Origin of the sequence: Rubripirellula lacrimiformis (genome assembly GCF_007741535.1) — a bacterium.
GTDB classification, from domain to species: domain Bacteria; phylum Planctomycetota; class Planctomycetia; order Pirellulales; family Pirellulaceae; genus Rubripirellula; species Rubripirellula lacrimiformis.
In genome coordinates, this window is record NZ_CP036525.1 from 8043884 (window position 1) to 8060208 (window position 16325).

Here is a 16325-nt window from a genome sequence, read left to right on the forward strand (position 1 = left end):
TTCAATCGTCTGAAGTGCTGCCCATTAAAAGCACCTAGCCCCAGCCGGGTCGTATCCTAACGAACGACAACGTGGCTGTAACATAAGACGACCGTGTACGGAATTGAAAAACTGCATGAATCCATGGCCCCAGTGTTAAACGGCGAAGGATGCGTAAACTGGTGCCATGTTCATGTGCGATCAGAGTTCGAAGTTAAAGGTTTGTGCGATCACGCGCCACAAGCGGCTGCCCAGCGACATCGGGTCCACATGGATCTTGGCGGACCCGCGATAACCGGGCCGCATCACAATCGAATCCATGTTCAATGGGACTCTGGCTTGATAGGAAACACTGCGGGGTTTGACCTGGCCGGTGGCCGGATCGATCTCGGTCTGCAGGTCGCCACCGGTTTGGCTAGACATGGATACCGAGGTGGAATCGATCGGTTCGTTGGACTTCTCTGTGATCACACCGCTGAACGTTTCCAATCGTTGTGCGTCTAGTTTCATATCGACCGATTGGCCTTCTCGCACCATTTGCACATCGCCTTGATCGATGATCAAAACAGCTTCGTGCGCGTCGGGTTTGCCGATTTCGCAGATCACGTCATCGGGGGTCAATAGCGCGCCACGATTGTTCGGTTCTAGCGGCGACCCGACCCAGCCTGGCAGACGACCATCTTGGGCCTTCTGGGGTTGGCGAATCGGTGGCGGAATGATGTAACCTTCGCGTTTGGCGCGAACCACCAATCGGTCAATTTCTTCCTGCGTCTTGGCTCGCAACTGTTGAATCGATTCCAACAGTTCCGACTGGGTTTCGATCTGTGCTTTCAGCGCCATGTCGTCACGACTTCGGCGCGACATGTTGTCCAACTTGACCTTCGAAAGGACTTCTTCCCCCTTCAGGTCGGCCAAACGAATCTGCAGGTCGGGATTCTTCAGCACGGCGATCGGGTCGCCTTCTTGAACGATGGCATTCGCATCGACGGTCCATTCGATACGTCCCGGGACACCGGCGTAGACGGCACCGGCCTGGCTGGGGCGGACTTCAAATGCACAATCAATGTGGTGGGGCAAAGGGATGTAGCAAACGCCCGCGACTGCTAAAGAGAAGATGGCGATTGTTGGCAACAGGTGAGTGCGTTTCACTTTCGCTAATCTCCCAGGAGTGCGACAGAACTTCCAAGTTTGAATGACCGGTTGAGCGACTAGGCCGAAGAATCCGACCACCGCTACCATCCGACCGACCGCTTGCAAACCATAAGGTTCAAGCACTTTGATGACGAACCAACAAATCGAAAACACCACGACCCAGCGATAGATCACACTGGCGATCGTGAACATTCCGAACATGAACCGGCCGCGGGTGGGCAAGAACGGATCGTCTTGCAATTCCAGTCCCAAGCAGGTTTGTTGAAACCATCGTTTCAACACTTCGGTACTTTTTTGACGGAGGTTCGGGATCTCCAATGCATCCATCAGGATGTAATAACCGTCGAATCGCAACAGCGGGTTCCCGTTGACCAGGACCGTGCTGACGACGTTCAAGAACATCATGTTCAAACACAAGTCATTGATCGTCGTGCCCGATTCGGTGAACCACCAAACATAAGCCGCCACCGACGCAAGGATCATTTCGACATAGATCCCGGCCGCACCGATCCAAACGCGTTTCCATTTGTTGGGCAACATCCACGAATCGGACACGTTGCAGTACAAACAGGGCGTGAAGACCAACAGCATGAAGCCGATTTCGTGGCACTCGCCGCCGAACTTCTTACAGCTCAACCCGTGCCCGAATTCGTGCAGCACTTTGACGATCGCCATCGTGCCTGCCAAAATCAGCCAACGATCAGCAGCAAAGAACTGCTGGAAGGTCGGCAGCTTTGCGTACACCGTCTCGTACTGGCTGGCCAGCAACAGAGCGGACGACAAGATCAACATCAAAAAGAACAGCAGCGCCGGGACGGTGAAAATCCATCCAAACGGTTTCAGCATCCAATTCAGAATGCGTTCGGGGTCGAATCCCCGATAGCGAAGGGCAAAGACGTTGGCAAATTTGCCCATCACTTCTTTGTTCTTCTTTTTGCGCCCGCGTTCCCGCAGCGCTTTGCCCTGTCCGGGCGAATTGCTGATCACCAAACCGCTGCGGTGCAGCATTCCGATGAACTGTTGCAAATCGCCAAAGGTGATCTTTTGCGGCGCGAACCGCCGCTCGAAACCGTCTTTGATCTGCTGCAGCGAGACGTGCCCATCCAACATATTCAGGATGAAGTACTCTTCGTCGTGAAAACGAAAGTACTGCAGACCCACTGGCTCTTTGACGACCCAGTAGCCGGTTCCCTGATAACGCTGGCGGTTGGCCGACAGGTCGGGGCGTTTTCGGACCGTCAGCGGTCGCGATGAACTGCTGACGAGTGATTCGGCAAGTGTTGGCATGGGGTTCCCTACTTAATCAGGATTTGGGCCTTCATGCCGGGCTTGAACTTCCAGTCATCGCCGACTTTTTGGTTATCGATTTCCACCCACACGCGGTAGCGATCGTTCAGGTCGATTTCCATGCTGACAAAGCCCAACTGGCCTTGGATGCGGGTTCCGTCATTGACTTGGTCTTCGATGATGACTTCGACGGGAGTTCCTTTGCGTACCTGACCGACGTAGCGGAGCGCGTCGATGTCGCCTTCGACACGAAGTTTGTCCATTTGGATCAGGCTAGCCATGGGAGTCCCGGGCTGGACCCATTGGCCCAACTGCGACATGCGAGCTTCGATGATTCCGGTGTGCGGCGCGATGATGGTCCGTTTGGTCAGTTCGAATTTGGCCATTTCCAATTCGCTGCCTTTGCCGATCATTTTGACCTGGGCAATCTTTTGTTCCTGTTCGGCCAGTTCGATCCGCAATTCCGAACGTCCCGCTTCCAGCCGTTTCTTTTCCATTTCCCAGTACGGGATGGCGCCCTCTTTACGCAGTTCTTCGAACGACTTGGCTTCGGCGATCGCAACCTTGGCGGCTTCGCGAGCGTCACGCAGGTTGACGTCGTTGGATGCCGTCAACATGGCCTCCTTCTCTTCGGCCTTCTTCAGTTCGACGGCCAGACGAGCCGCGGTGTCGTCAATCACCGCCATCACGTCGCCCTTCGAAACCTCGTCGCCTTCTTCGAAGCGAAGTTCATTCAGCAAGCCTTCGGCCGTGGCAGGCACATCGACTTTGTTGATGTATTGGACGTAGCAGTTTTCGGCACTGATTTGGCCAGCGACCGATGACGTGCGGGACTGAAACTGATTGCCCTGCGGTGTCGTCGGCGGCTGCTGGAACGATCGCGGCTGAGACAACGTGGATGCCGGCGGCGTGAACTGTTGGGCAGACACCGTCGCAGTAACCAACAAGGCGACTGGCGCTAGAAAAGTAAGACGCATCTGGCGAAGCTCCGAAGAGATCAAAGGTTTGAATCAGGATGGGGTGGTGATTTCGCGACCGGTTCTAGAAGAAGAACTTGTAACACCACTCGATGATTTCGTGGAAGAAAACGAAACCGCTGGATCGGCGACCGCAGTAAACCTTGGCGATCACCTTGGCACCCGGACGCGGCTTCAGTTCGCGAAGCGGTTCTTGATCGGGAACCGCACGCATCTTGATCACCGCACCGTGTTCTTCGTTGGCTTCGGCGCGAGTCGAAACGGTATTGACGAACATCACTGCATCGAGCGGCTTGTCGGGGTCGGTCGCCAAGATGTACGACACATCCAACTTGGAATCGGGTTGATCGAGGTTGTTCTTGGCGATGTATTGGTCCAAGTGACCTTCGCGTTTCTCGGGAAGGTCCAATTCCAGATACATCGGCTGGTTCAGGTCGGCGACCTCCAGCAATACTTGCCCAGTCATGATCGGTCGGCTGCGGAGCGTCTTTTCGACGTCCCATGAAACCACGACTCCATCGATCGGCGAGCGGATTTCGAGGTCATTGCGACGTTCTTCTTGCAATGCGAGTTTCTGCTGCAGCACGCGATGTTTGACTTCTAGTTCGTTTTGCTCGGCCATCAACGCCCGCTTTTCCGAATCATCCAATTGGCGACGGAGTCCCAGTTGGCCTTGGACGCGAGTCTTTTCAGCAAGTGCGGTTAGGATCTGACCTTTGATCTCGGTCAGCTGGACTTCCATGTCCGGGTTCCGCAGCCGGACCAAGACGTCTCCCTCGGCCACAACCTGGTTGTGATCCACCAAGACTTCGATGACTTCGCCATCGATCGGTGCAAAGACTTCGCGGCGAACATCGGGAATCAATGTTCCCTCGGCTTCCAGGTTGAAGTCCTTGGGAATGAAGACCAGTCCCAGAGCCACCGCGGCGATGGCGGCCAAAACGGCCAATGTTTTCGGTAGCGTGCGAGCGCGAACGATCCACGTGGCATGACCAAGCGTCCGCCATAGCGGCATCAGAAACAGGTTCGTGTGCGAGCGGGCGTTGGCGATCGCGCGGGTACCGTGCTCGTACACCAAGTCGACTCGCGCCTTGTAAACGTCGGGCGGAATATCGCTTTCGATCTGTTCGACAATCAATGCACCGATCACTTCGCCACGGTGTGCGTTGTCGCGATCAATCGTGCCGGCGGCACCCGCCTCTTCGCCGGTTCCCAATCGTCGTTCGGGTTCGCGAAGCGGCAACACGACAATGTTTCGGCCGTACGATTCGTCGACGTAATCTTCCAGCGCCTCTTCAATTTGCGGCGGCAAGTCTTCGGTGGAACCATCGTGCCACAGCGGTTCGCCCGCGGCGACCACTCGCGTTGCCAGGTTGTTCAGGGCGGTGACGATGTTGGACCGATTTTCGATCGTGTCTTGGCCGCTGATCGCTTGGACCCTGCACTTGCCACCCCGTTTCATCGCCACACTGACTCGGTCGCATCCGATCAGGCGACGACCTTCGTTGGCAACGATGTAACAGGTTTCTTTCAGATCCAAGGATTCGTGCGATGCTCGCGCAAACGAATCGGCCTGTTGCCAAAGGAGTTGGCGATCACCCAAGGTTCGTAGTTTCTGGCTGCGGAGCCATTCCGACGCCAGATCGCACATCTGTTGCAGGAACCGCAGGTAACCCCGTTGGGTGTCGGGAGCCGTATCGGGTCGCTGAAAGATCTCGATCAGGCCATCGTTTTGGCCTTCGTGTTTCAGTGCCCCCAAGACCAGCAAGTAGCGGGTCGGGTTGCCTTCGGCCTCGCCATCGGTGGTTCCCGAATAGGGCGGAACCAGCAGCGATTGACCGCTGTTGGCGACTCGCTGCAGCAACCGTGTGTGCCGCGTCGCGTCGTCGGTGTCGCTGGCCAGAATCGAAGGCTCGGCGTTGATTTGGTACTGCAAACGCAACTGGCGATCTTCGTCCAACAACCAGATCGCACCGCCGGCAGCGGCCAGAGCGGTGATGATTCGCGACAGCAACTCTGAATAGAACTCTTCCGCCGTAGCGCCGCTTTTTGCCAACGCAGCGATCTCGTTGACCAAGCCACGGATCTGGGCTTTCGTTTCTTCAACAGTTTGTTGATTGACCGACATGGGCGTTCAAATTCGGCTGGGGTGATGGAATCAAATGGGGCGGATCTACAGATCGCTAAGGCGACAGTACTGAATCGCCTGACCTGTTGCCATGTTGACCTTGAACGGAACCGCCAAAAGCCAGAGAGTCCCGTTGGGGACTGCGGATTCTGGCGACTGGATGCCGTGTTGCGTTTTCGCCACAGCCACGAAATCCGGCCTCGTCACTGGACACTTTATACAAATTGTATAAACTCGTCCAGAGTCGAATGCTGATTTCCCCCCGATTGGCTCGTTCCCTTCGCCAGCCCTCCCTGTTTGCCTGGATCCTGGATGCCCAAATCATCGCAAGACGCATCCGCCGGGCCATCGCCGCACACAACCGGTGCGTCTTCCGCCACGGAACCTGGTGCACCTGGGGCAGCAGAAAACGAGCCGACATCACGCCCATCAGCACCGCGTGAATCAGCCGCTTGCGAAACGACTCACCCCGCCTTTGCCGAACTGGACCAAGAACTCAATCGACTGCAGCGGGCGATCCGGCTGGCCATCCAGGACCAATTGGCGAAGTTGACCGGCCAGTCGATGGGCAGTTTGAAAGAGAACCGGGACCTAGCGGACGCGATCCACCGGCTGCTGGATAGCCACGGGCTTCGCGTGCGATGCGTCGAATGTGGCCACCCAGCGATCTTGCGGGTATCGCCACGCGGGGGCACCGCCAAGGGTGCGTTCGTGTTCGACCACAGCATCGACGGGCGGCGAACGTTTCATGGCGGACGCGGGACGGTTCCCGAAATCCGCCTGGTCGCCAAACCGCCTCGGAAGAAGCGAGCTTCCGGAACAACCTCGGTCGCCTAGCGCGTCGTCGTCGGGGCCACCCGATCTGCAAACCGGGGACCAGAGGTTATCATCGCGGCATGAAAACGCCGCCCATTCCCGACGCCGCCGACGCACAAGTGATGTTGCGTGGGGCGATCGGCCAAATCGAATTCGCTCGCCGCTACACCCTTGAACTGCTCGACGCGACACCGCGACAGCATTGGTTCGAGATACCGGCTGGATACCAGACCAACATTGCCTGGCAGGTCGGCCACCTGACGGTCAGCCAATACGGACTGCTGCTGTTCCGCGTCCGTGGTCGGCAACCCGAGGATTTGGAATTGATCCCCGGCAAGTTTCGCAAAGCGTACGGACGGGCAACGGTACCGACGGCGGACCAATCCAAGCAACCCAGCCCCGACGAACTGCTGCAGCGGATGGCCGAGGTTTACGATCGCGCCAGCCGAGAACTGCCGGGGGTTTCATCGGACGTCTTGCTGGAACCGGTCGAGATGCCGTTTGCGGCTTTCCCGAACAAGTTGGGGGCGATCCTGTTTTGTCCGCTGCACGAACAGATCCATTGTGGTCACATCGGCATGCTTCGCCGCGGGCTTGGTTTGGATCCGATCCGGTAACCGACCGGTCGTGGGATTGGTTGGTCGCTTGCGGGGCGTCACGCGCGAAACAGGAATCCCGGCGAATCCCACTACCGCAGGAAGCACGGCCCTTGGTGCGTTTCCAGACACGTCACAGACAAGGGAATTCTAGCGAATCCCAATACACTCATTACAGGACTGCCGTGAGCGACCTCGACGCTTTCTCCGACACTGACGAAGCCATGGCGGACGATCATGGCGCCGCCCCATCGGCCGGCGGCTTGGAAACGATCGATGAATCGATCTACGACCACCCGAAGTATTACGACTTGGTGTTCGGTGCTGACTGCGCGGCCGAGATCAAGTTCATCACGGGCTGCGCGGCGAAGCACTGTTCGGGCAAGACCCAACGGATGTTCGAACCGGCCTGTGGGACTGGCCGGCTGTTGTACGCATTGGCCAAACGGGATTACGAGGTTGGTGGCTTGGACTTGAACGCCAAGGCCGTCGATTTCTGCAATGCGCGTTTCCGCAAACACGACCGGCCCGAACCAGCCTTTGTCGCCGACATGTCCGACTTTCGAGTCAAGCGGCGTTACGACATCGCATTCAATACGATCAACAGCTTTCGACATTTGGGCACCGAAAAGGCTGCTCGCCAACACCTCGAGTGCATGGGCCAAGCGGTTCGCGTCGGCGGGCTGTATTTGTTGGGCGTGCACTTAACGCCGACCGATGTACCGCCAAGCGAAAGCGAATCTTGGTCGGCGCGTCGCGGCCATCTTTCGATCAACACCCACATGTGGACCAATTCACGCGACAAGAAAACTCGCATCGAAAAGTTCGGAATCCGGTTTGATGTCCATAGCCCATCGCGCAGCTTTCGCATCGCTGACGAACTGGTACTGCGCAGCTATACACCCAAGCAGATGGATCGACTGATCGCGTCGAGCGAGTGCTGGGAAGTCGTCGAGACGTACGACTTTGCGTACGAATTGAATGAACCGATCGAAGTCGATTCGACCACCGAAGACGTTGTCTACGTGATGAAGCGAAAGAAGAATCGCTAGTCACCGGCAGGGCTGCGGCGGATTTTGGCGAACACATTGACACGGGCACCGAGACGCCTGTGGGGCCCGACGAGGCATAGCGGCCACCGGTGAACAGGCATCCCAAGTGTCCGCTTGATCGGCCACCTGGAATTTTACTTTCGCTTTCGCCCCGACACGCCGATCGCGACGGCCCCTAGGACCGCCAACAGCCCGACCGAAGCGGCGGCCAATCCGCTGCGTCCCCAGCGGGTCTTGTCGTCTTCGATCTGTTTGTATTTGTAGCGAGGGCCCAGATCGATGCCGTATTCTTCCATCTGTTCATATTCGCGGATCAGTTGGGCAGGATCCAGCCCCTGATAGGCCTTTCCGAATTCTTCGATATGGACTTCGGTCGTCAGCGGAACTTCGATCAAAGCCCAGCGAATCCCGCAAAAACCGGCCATCAACAGGGCTCCGGTCGCAATCAACCCTAGGATCGCGAACCCGACGGAACCGTTGCCGGTTTCGCCTGCGGGGGGACCAGCGTCCGCCCCGGGCTGATCGGCCTCGGGCAGCTGGCGAAGCTTCCCCAAAGTGGGTACATCGATCGGGCGCTGGCACCCTGAACAGGTGATTCGTTCCCCCGCTTGGCTATTGGCAACCGGGATCGAAAGCTCGCAGGATGGGCAGGTGAGCAAATGCATGGGCGTTAAAGAATGAAGAAGATTTGCGACGCGGACGCCTGGACCATAGAGACGACCGGACTAGAATCCAATTGAGCAAACGGCACCACCGGCCTAAACGCTCCGTTCCCGCCAAAATCGACAGAACAGCTGTGTTCACCACAAACCGTTCTCGACCCGATGGCCGGACACCCAGACGGGTGATTCACGGGCGTACCAACAACGAACTGTATTGTTCGAATCAGTTTCTCAAAGGACGTGAGGAAATTCTCGAGTGGATGATATTTGCTAGAGACCATTGGAGGGTAGGAGAGGCCGCAAGGCAAAGAAGTGATGACAGAAACAGAAGCGGTGTGAATCGATTACGTGTGATCTGGCGACCTAGTTCGCTGGCAACGCAGCCTTCGGTCCACCTTAGGGGCGATTTTCCAAACTCAGACGCCAATGGCTTGCGCCCTCGGTTCGTACGAATTTGATCGAACGCCCCTACGCTGAATGATTCATTGCGACTTTCTTGCGGGCGAAGGGCATTTCCCGTGATTATCCTGGGGGATCGTTCTGCTGCGGCTTGCTCGGAGGTTCGGCCATCATGCCCAACCGCCAGAATCCGCGTGAAGCACAGCGACACCCCAACCACAATATTTTTCCAATTGCTCTGCGAAGACAGCCTGACAGTACGGTGGTGGTACAGTTCATAGTGAACGAGCCACTTTCGATGCTGATGAATTTTCCATCAGAGAGCCAGAAGGGGCTGTCAACAAGAGATCGTTCACGAACCAACGTTTTGCCAGGAACCGGATCGCGGTGAAAAACATCGCGATCGGGTACGACGGTCGAACAACACTTTGACTCGGCAGGGTCATCGCCACGGTGTGATATTCGCATCACCAGCGATGGATCGGAAATTGGGAATGCCTCAATCGCGCAGGATGTGCAACTTCGACTGACTTCGTTCCTGTGTTCGTATAATTCAATTCTGTTCTGTATTTATCCCAACTTTCACTCGCTCCATTTACCTGACGCCGACCTTCCCGCGCTGTTAAACCGCGCAGCTTGTTCGGGACACGATTCGCTCCCTTAGCCGATCTCGGGCTGCCCTCGATGGATTTATCCTTCGCATGTGGCTTCCGCCTGACGGCGCTTTACCGTACACCGCGAATCTGACCTGACCTGCTAAACGCCATGGTCACCGAACGCCCACCGGGGTATTCGATGACCGCCCGGGATGCCAGCGTCCGACACTCATTACACCATTCTGCTTTCGCCAGGAGTCCCACCCTTGTTCGACACCCTATTGGACGACTTCGAGTCAGTCGACGCACAGAGCACCGAAGCCATGACCGGCGGCTTTCGTAAGTTGCCCGTTGACGAAAACGAAGAAGGCGGCGCAGCCGTCGAAATCGCCGGCCAAGCCGATGGCGAAGTCCAACTGGACAGCCCCGATGAATTGCTTTCCGTCGACGAAACCGAAACCTGGTCCGACGACCCGGTTCGCATGTACCTGACGCAAATGGGCGAAATCCCATTGCTGACCCGCAAGCAAGAGATCGAACTGGCCAAACGGATCGAGGAAACTCGCCGTCGCTTCCGCACGAAACTGCTTGAAAACCACTACGTGCTGGTCGAAGCCTACAAGACGCTGAAGAAGGTCTACCGAGGCCAACTGCCATTCGACCGCACCGTCCAAGTCTCGGTCACCGACCGCTTGGAAAAAGAACAGATCCTGGGTCGATTGCCGCATAACCTGCGTACCCTGCAAACCCTGCTTCGACGCAACCGCCATGACTGGAAGGTTTCGTTGTCCAAGAGTGCGTCCCAACGTCGTCGTGCGGAAGCTTGGCGATCCTTGGCTCGCCGCCGACGCCGCGCCGTTCGGCTGATCGAAGAACTGGGTCTGCGTACCCAGCGAATCGAAACTCGGATCGAACTGCTCGAAAAGTTCTCGCACCGTTTGACGCAGATCGAAAACGAAATCAGCGACCAAAAACGCACCAAGCACGGTCGCGAAGTTCGTGAAGACCTGCTGCGTGAACGTCGCCAAATCCTGACCGCGTGTCAAGAAACACCGACTTCGCTGCGGAACCGCGTTCAAATGTTGAACAAGGTTTACGGCGAATACCAGCAAGCCAAACGCGAACTGAGCGAAGGCAACCTGCGATTGGTGGTTTCGATCGCCAAGAAGTATCGCAACCGTGGCCTGTCGTTCTTGGACCTGATCCAAGAGGGCAACGCCGGCCTGATGCGTGCTGTGGACAAATTTGAATACCGTCGTGGATTCAAGTTCTGTACCTACGCAACTTGGTGGATCCGTCAAGCGATCACTCGCGCCGTCGCCGATCAAAGTCGTACGATCCGAATTCCGGTTCACATGGTCGAAACGATGTCGCGAGTCCGCAACGTCGCTCGTCAATTGCTGCAAGAACTCGGTCGCGAACCCACGATCGAAGAAACCGCTCGACGTGCCGACGTTACCGTCGAAGAAGCTCGCCGCGTACTGACCATGTCTCGCTTCCCGATCTCGCTGGATCGTCCAGTGGGCAACAGCGAAGACAGCCAGTTCGGCGACCTGCTACCCGATGGAACAGCGGAAAGCCCGCAGATCGGTGCGACCCAAGAAATGCTTCGCGATCGTATCGCCGGTGTGCTGAAATCGCTGTCCTATCGTGAACGCGAAATCATCAAACTGCGTTACGGCCTCGGTGACGGATACAGCTATACGCTGGAAGAAGTCGGACACATCTTCAAGGTGACCCGCGAACGAATCCGCCAGATCGAAGCCAAAGCGGTTCGCAAACTGCAACAGCCAAGCCGCAGCCAAGACCTGGTCGGTTTCCTCGACTAAGCCAGCATCGCGAATCTTCAAAAGCGACGTGAACCACTTCGGTTCACGTCGCTTTTTTTGTGCCTGTCCATCGGCGCCAAGCACCCACAAAACAGCCGACATCGGGAAACCGCCGAGCCCCCCCGGCTGGATAATAAATTGACCAGCATTGTTCGCCTCACTAGGATCCGAAGTTTCCCCACGACGCCGAAGCCACCCAAACTTACGGACGCCAGATGAGCTTAAAGACTGCCATGACGGGCTTTGCCTGCGCACTGCTAACAATCCTCAGCAGCTCTGCGGATGCTGCGATCGTCCGATTTGATTTCGATGGAACGGTCTTCCGTCGATTCAACAACGGCTTGCCCGACGCATCGGACATTTTCGGCTTATCCGTCACGACCGGCGATGCGGTCAGCGGATCATTCACCATCGATACCGCCGCCACAGTGTTCGGCAGCCTTACCGGATCAGTAAGCGGCGCAGCGGCCGGCTACACTCAAACGCTTCCCGGCGGGATCCGGGTTGAACTCGCAGGTGGGACCTTCACATCCGATGGTGACTACGCAACGTCCATCGCCCATGACTTCCAAGACGGAACGAACCCCACTGCATTTGAACAATTCGCACTTAGCGACGGTGTCTCGTCGGGCAGCCAAAACATCACTGGCGACACAATCCTCTTGAATGCCAATCCGGAAACCGCTCGCCTGGGCTTCACCTTTCAAGACAACGACTTTGCCGCGTTCAGCTCCACCACGCTGCCCACTTCGCTGGACCTCAGCTTGTTCGAGATCGCCAGTGGCGCCATCAGCGGGACTCGACCGAGCGGCCAGACGAATCCATTCTTCTATAGTGTCGAGTTTAGTATCGACTCGATCACCGCAACCGCAGTGCCGGAACCATCATCAATGGCGTTGCTGGCCAGTGTCGCAGGGGTAGCAATGGTACTTCGACGTCGCCGTCACTCCCGAACCCATTGATCGCCACGTCCGCTTTTCATGTCGATACAGTCAGAAAATCCCGCAGCGACGCTGCAACAAGCATGGCGAATTCATCAGGCCGGTGATGTTGAACGCGCCGCAGCGATGTACCGGAGCGTCATCGCGAGTGATGCCAAGAACGCGGATGCCTGGGTCTATCTGGGCATCGCCCTTTTCGATCAGCGACGCTTTGACGAGTCCGCCGATGCCTACCGGCGGGCGATCGAGATCAAACCGATCTACCCGATCGCATGGAACAACCTGGGCAACTCGCTGCGGATGTTGGGGCAGGTGGATGCTGCGGATGATTGCTTTGACAAATCACTCGGGCAGGACCCGCGATACCTTTCGGCGCTTAAGAACCGCGGCACACTGTGGATCTGGTCGGGCGAAATCGAACGAGGAATGCAGTGGTATCAAAAGGGACTGCTGATCGACCCTGACAATGCCGAACTGCATCGCAACCTGGGCGTCATCGAACTGCTGCGAGGCAATTACACGGCGGGCTGGGATCACTATCGATGGCGATGGCGAATGCCGGGCACGTACCGACCACGCACCAGTGCACCGAGGTGGAATGGCGAATCGCTGACGGGGAAGACGTTCCTGCTGTATCCCGAACAGGGACTCGGTGACGCGATCCATTTCGTTCGCGTTGCGGCGACACTCCGAGATCGCGGTGCAACGGTGGTGTTGCAGTGCGGTAAGAAACTGATCCCTCTGTTTAGCTCGACCATGGCGACGCTGGGCGTGCATCAATTGATCGAGGATACGGCGACGCCCCCACCGGTCGATTTTCATGGATCGATGATCGAAGCCATCGATGTCTTGTACCAGATCGATGGAAAGATTGACTTTCGCACCGATTTGATCGCACCCGATCGTGGCTACCTACACGTATCGCAACCCTTGGTCGATTACTGGAAGACCTGGTTGGATGCCAACACGACGGGACGGCGAATCGGCATCAATTGGCAGGGGAACCCCGAACACCACGCCGACGTGTACCGCAGTGTGGCGTTGGAAACCCTGCGACCGCTTTCAGAAACCGCTGATGCAACGCTCGTGAATCTGCAGTTCGGGTATGGATCCGAGCAGTTGGAAACGTGCGGGTTCGGCGACAAGATCGTTCGACTTCCCAGCCACGTCGACGCGACCGAAGGCGCGTTCACCGATACGATCGCGATCCTGGCCAACCTGGACCAAGTCATCACGACCGACACTTCGATCGCGCATCTGGCTGGCGCGGCGGGCGCCGACGTGACGTTGATGCTGGGACGAGTGCCGGATTGGCGGTGGCTAGAATCCGGGGACACCACGCCTTGGTATCCGACGATGCGGCTAGCCCGACAACAGAGACTCGGTCACTGGGACGACGTAGTCGCTCAAGTCGCCGGCCGCTAGGCGACGCCCTCGTTTCGCCGCGTGGGCATCGACTCGTGTGTTTGGGCGTGGACGCGCGGCCCGGTGGGCACGCGGTTAAACGATGGGTACTGGGGTCGATTTCGAATTTTCGTTTAGCCGCGTGGGCATCGCCCCGTGTGTTTGGGCGATGGACGCGCGGCCCGGTGGGCACGCGGTTAAACGATGGGTACCGCACACATGTGACGGATCGTGGCCGGGCGGCTAAACGGGCTTGTTTAGACTTCGGTTTCGGCCATGTCACGGGCGTGATAGCTGCTGCGGACGAACGGGCCGCTGGCGACCTTTTTGAAGCCCATGGACTTTGCGATCTCACCCAGTTCGTCAAACTCTTCAGGTGGCACATAGCGAACGACGGGCAGATACTTTTCTCCTGGCTGCAGATACTGTCCCAGGGTCAAGAAGTCGACGTCGTATTCTCGCAAATCGGCCAACGCGTCCAGCAGTTCTGCACGCTGTTCACCCAAGCCCAACATCAATCCGCTCTTGGTCTTGACGGCCGGGTTGTAGGCTTTGACCTGACGCATCATTTCCAGCGTCCAACGGTAATCGCTTTTCGGCCCCCGCACGCGGCGGTACAGTCGCGGCACCGTTTCCATGTTGTGATTGAACACGGTGGGGAACGCGTCGATGACGGTTTTCAGCGCCGGTTTGCAGTGCACAAAGTCGGGTGTCAGGACTTCGGTCGACGCACCGGTACGATCCCGCACCGCGGTCACACAATCGTGAAAGTGCTGGGCACCGCCATCGGGAAGATCGTCGCGGGTCACCGAGGTGATGACGACGTGTTTCAGTCCCAAGCGGGCGGCTGCCTCGGCGACTCGTGCCGGTTCGTCGGTTTCAGGCAACTGAGGTGGTCGGCCGCGATGCACCGCACAGAACCCACAGGGGCGAGTGCAGACAGCCCCCAGGATCATGAACGTCGCGGTTTGCTGACTGTAACACTCCATCCGATTGGGGCATTTCGCGTTCTCACAGACCGTTTCGAGCTTCAATTCGTCCAGCAGTTCGGACGTCATGTGGTTCGAATTGCTCTTGGGGATCGGACGCTTCAGCCACCGGGGCAATCGGCCAGAGGCGCTGATTTCGGTGCCTTCGGGGATTTCGGGCTCGGCGACAACAGGTAAACGAAATGCCATGGATGACGACTAAACAAAGGAAAACGAAAAAGCGAGCCGAACCAAACCGGCACTCAGTACGCATTGTAGTGCGAATACCAGTTCGGAAAGAGGCGACATCGACTTTCGGCGGCAGTGCCGTACAATCCCCCCGTCATGGCCAAAAAGAACAAAAACGCAAAATCCGCTGCCGGCAAGTCCAAGACCCCATCAGGGATCACGCCCGTATCGGAAAATCGGAAAGCGAAACACCGTTATGAGATCGTTGATTCGGTCGAATGCGGCATGATGCTGATTGGCAGCGAAGTCAAATCGATGCGTGACGGAAAACTGTCACTCGACGAGGCCTACATCCGCGTCCAGGGCAAAGAACTGTGGCTGATCGGTGCTGATATCGGCCATTACAAGAACGCCGGTATGTGGAACCACGATCCCCGGCGTCCACGCAAACTGCTCGTCCATGCACGCGAGTACGACAATTTTGCGGGCAAGGCACACGAACGCGGGCTGACGCTGATCCCACTGCGGGTGTACTTCAACGAACGCGGCATCGCCAAATGCGTGATGGGCTTGGTCCGCGGCAAAAAGCTGCACGACAAACGTGAATCGATCAAAAAACGTGACACCGACCGCGGCCTCCGCCGCGCGATGAGGGGACGATGACCAACCTGCTAGAAGTCAACGACGTGATCAAGACCTTCGCCCAACCGGGTGGCGGCCGATTGACGGTGCTGGACATCCCCCAATTTCGAATCGAGGAAGGCGAACAAGTTGCGTTGGTAGGAACCAGCGGCGGTGGCAAGACCACTCTGCTGCACTTGATCGCTGGCTTGCTGACTCCCGATTCGGGATCGCTGACGTTGGACGGAACCGAGCTGACGCGGTTAAGCGAACAAGGCCGCGATCGTTTCCGTGCGTCCAAGATTGGCTACGTCTTCCAAACATTCAACTTGCTGCCCGCATTCTCGGCGATCGAAAACGTTCGCTTGGGGATGACGTTTGGAAGCGGTCGACAAGACACCGAACGCGCCAAAGATCTGCTGGGCCGTGTCGGGCTGGCCGATCGTGCGAACTATCGCCCAAGCCAACTGAGCGTCGGCCAACAACAGCGGGTCGCCATCGCCAGGGCCCTGGCTGGCAAACCCAGGCTACTGCTCGCCGACGAACCCACCGCCAACGTGGATCCGGTCAGTGCCGAAAGCGTGCTTGAACTGATTCGATCGTCCTGTCGTGACGAAGACATCGCGATGTTGATCGTGACACACGACATGGATATCGCCGCAAAGTTCGATCGAATCGAACGGCTTGAAGACATCAATCGAGCGCTCGCGCCGACCGCCTAAGCCCACC

At 57.4% G+C, this 16325-nt stretch carries 14 protein-coding genes; 8 read left to right on the forward strand and 6 right to left on the reverse strand.

Annotated features, from left to right (window positions below; translation table 11 throughout):
• Nucleotides 1-180: 180 nt before the first annotated feature.
• The 4 genes from K227x_RS28105 to K227x_RS30980 form a co-directional block, all read right to left on the reverse strand.
• On the reverse strand, nucleotides 181-2418 hold the full coding sequence (locus K227x_RS28105) for a site-2 protease family protein (RefSeq protein WP_145175919.1): 2238 nt from the start codon (nucleotides 2416-2418) through the stop codon (nucleotides 181-183).
• 8 nt (nucleotides 2419-2426) lie between these two features.
• Nucleotides 2427-3395 carry an efflux RND transporter periplasmic adaptor subunit gene (locus tag K227x_RS28110; protein WP_246146346.1) on the reverse strand — a complete coding sequence of 323 codons (969 nt, stop codon included), beginning with the start codon at nucleotides 3393-3395 and terminating at the stop codon, nucleotides 2427-2429.
• A 64-nt stretch (nucleotides 3396-3459) separates the two neighbouring features.
• Nucleotides 3460-5523: a biotin/lipoyl-binding protein gene (locus K227x_RS28115; protein WP_145175922.1), complete on the reverse strand. Its 2064-nt coding sequence runs from the start codon at nucleotides 5521-5523 to the stop codon at nucleotides 3460-3462.
• A gap of 45 nt (nucleotides 5524-5568) precedes the next feature.
• The gene (locus tag K227x_RS30980; RefSeq protein WP_218933604.1) at nucleotides 5569-5706 is read right to left on the reverse strand and encodes a hypothetical protein; all 138 of its coding nucleotides are present in this window, start codon (nucleotides 5704-5706) and stop codon (nucleotides 5569-5571) included.
• Nucleotides 5707-5835: 129 nt separating this feature from the next.
• On the opposite strand from K227x_RS30980, the gene K227x_RS28120 reads away from it, so the two are divergent.
• From K227x_RS28120 to K227x_RS28130, 3 genes are all read left to right on the forward strand, one after another.
• Entirely contained in the window at nucleotides 5836-6360 is a 525-nt protein-coding gene (locus tag K227x_RS28120) for a hypothetical protein (protein ID WP_246146347.1), read from the forward strand.
• A gap of 59 nt (nucleotides 6361-6419) precedes the next feature.
• Nucleotides 6420-6956, forward strand: a complete 537-nt coding sequence (locus K227x_RS28125) for a DinB family protein (protein WP_246146348.1) — start codon at nucleotides 6420-6422, stop codon at nucleotides 6954-6956.
• Between the two features lie 242 nt (nucleotides 6957-7198).
• Nucleotides 7199-7987, forward strand: a complete 789-nt coding sequence (locus tag K227x_RS28130; protein WP_145178572.1) for an SAM-dependent methyltransferase — start codon at nucleotides 7199-7201, stop codon at nucleotides 7985-7987.
• A gap of 134 nt (nucleotides 7988-8121) precedes the next feature.
• Here K227x_RS28130 and K227x_RS28135 read toward each other — a convergent pair whose 3' ends face one another.
• A complete protein-coding gene (locus K227x_RS28135; RefSeq protein ID WP_218933605.1) occupies nucleotides 8122-8652 on the reverse strand; it encodes a hypothetical protein in 531 nt (176 codons plus the stop codon).
• Nucleotides 8653-9910: 1258 nt separating this feature from the next.
• Between K227x_RS28135 and K227x_RS28140 the strand changes: the two genes are divergently transcribed.
• The 3 genes from K227x_RS28140 (at nucleotide 9911) to K227x_RS28150 (ending at nucleotide 13839) form a co-directional block, all read left to right on the forward strand.
• Nucleotides 9911-11473 (forward strand): sigma-70 family RNA polymerase sigma factor, encoded by a 1563-nt coding sequence (locus tag K227x_RS28140; RefSeq protein ID WP_145178573.1) that lies wholly within the window; start codon nucleotides 9911-9913, stop codon nucleotides 11471-11473.
• Nucleotides 11474-11688: 215 nt separating this feature from the next.
• On the forward strand, nucleotides 11689-12435 hold the full coding sequence (locus tag K227x_RS28145) for a PEP-CTERM sorting domain-containing protein (protein ID WP_145175928.1): 747 nt from the start codon (nucleotides 11689-11691) through the stop codon (nucleotides 12433-12435).
• An 18-nt stretch (nucleotides 12436-12453) separates the two neighbouring features.
• Nucleotides 12454-13839 carry a tetratricopeptide repeat protein gene (locus K227x_RS28150; protein WP_145175931.1) on the forward strand — a complete coding sequence of 462 codons (1386 nt, stop codon included), beginning with the start codon at nucleotides 12454-12456 and terminating at the stop codon, nucleotides 13837-13839.
• Nucleotides 13840-14075: 236 nt separating this feature from the next.
• Here the strand turns inward: K227x_RS28150 and lipA are convergent, their stop codons facing one another.
• Nucleotides 14076-14996, reverse strand: a complete 921-nt coding sequence (gene lipA / locus K227x_RS28155) for a lipoyl synthase (RefSeq protein ID WP_145175934.1) — start codon at nucleotides 14994-14996, stop codon at nucleotides 14076-14078.
• A gap of 135 nt (nucleotides 14997-15131) precedes the next feature.
• Between lipA and smpB the strand changes: the two genes are divergently transcribed.
• Together smpB and K227x_RS28165 are read left to right on the forward strand one after the other, a co-directional pair.
• Entirely contained in the window at nucleotides 15132-15638 is a 507-nt protein-coding gene (gene smpB / locus K227x_RS28160) for an SsrA-binding protein SmpB (protein WP_145175937.1), read from the forward strand.
• Nucleotides 15635-16318: an ABC transporter ATP-binding protein gene (locus K227x_RS28165; RefSeq protein ID WP_145175939.1), complete on the forward strand. Its 684-nt coding sequence runs from the start codon at nucleotides 15635-15637 to the stop codon at nucleotides 16316-16318. Before smpB ends, K227x_RS28165 begins: the two co-directional genes overlap by 4 nt.
• Nucleotides 16319-16325: the final 7 nt, after the last annotated feature.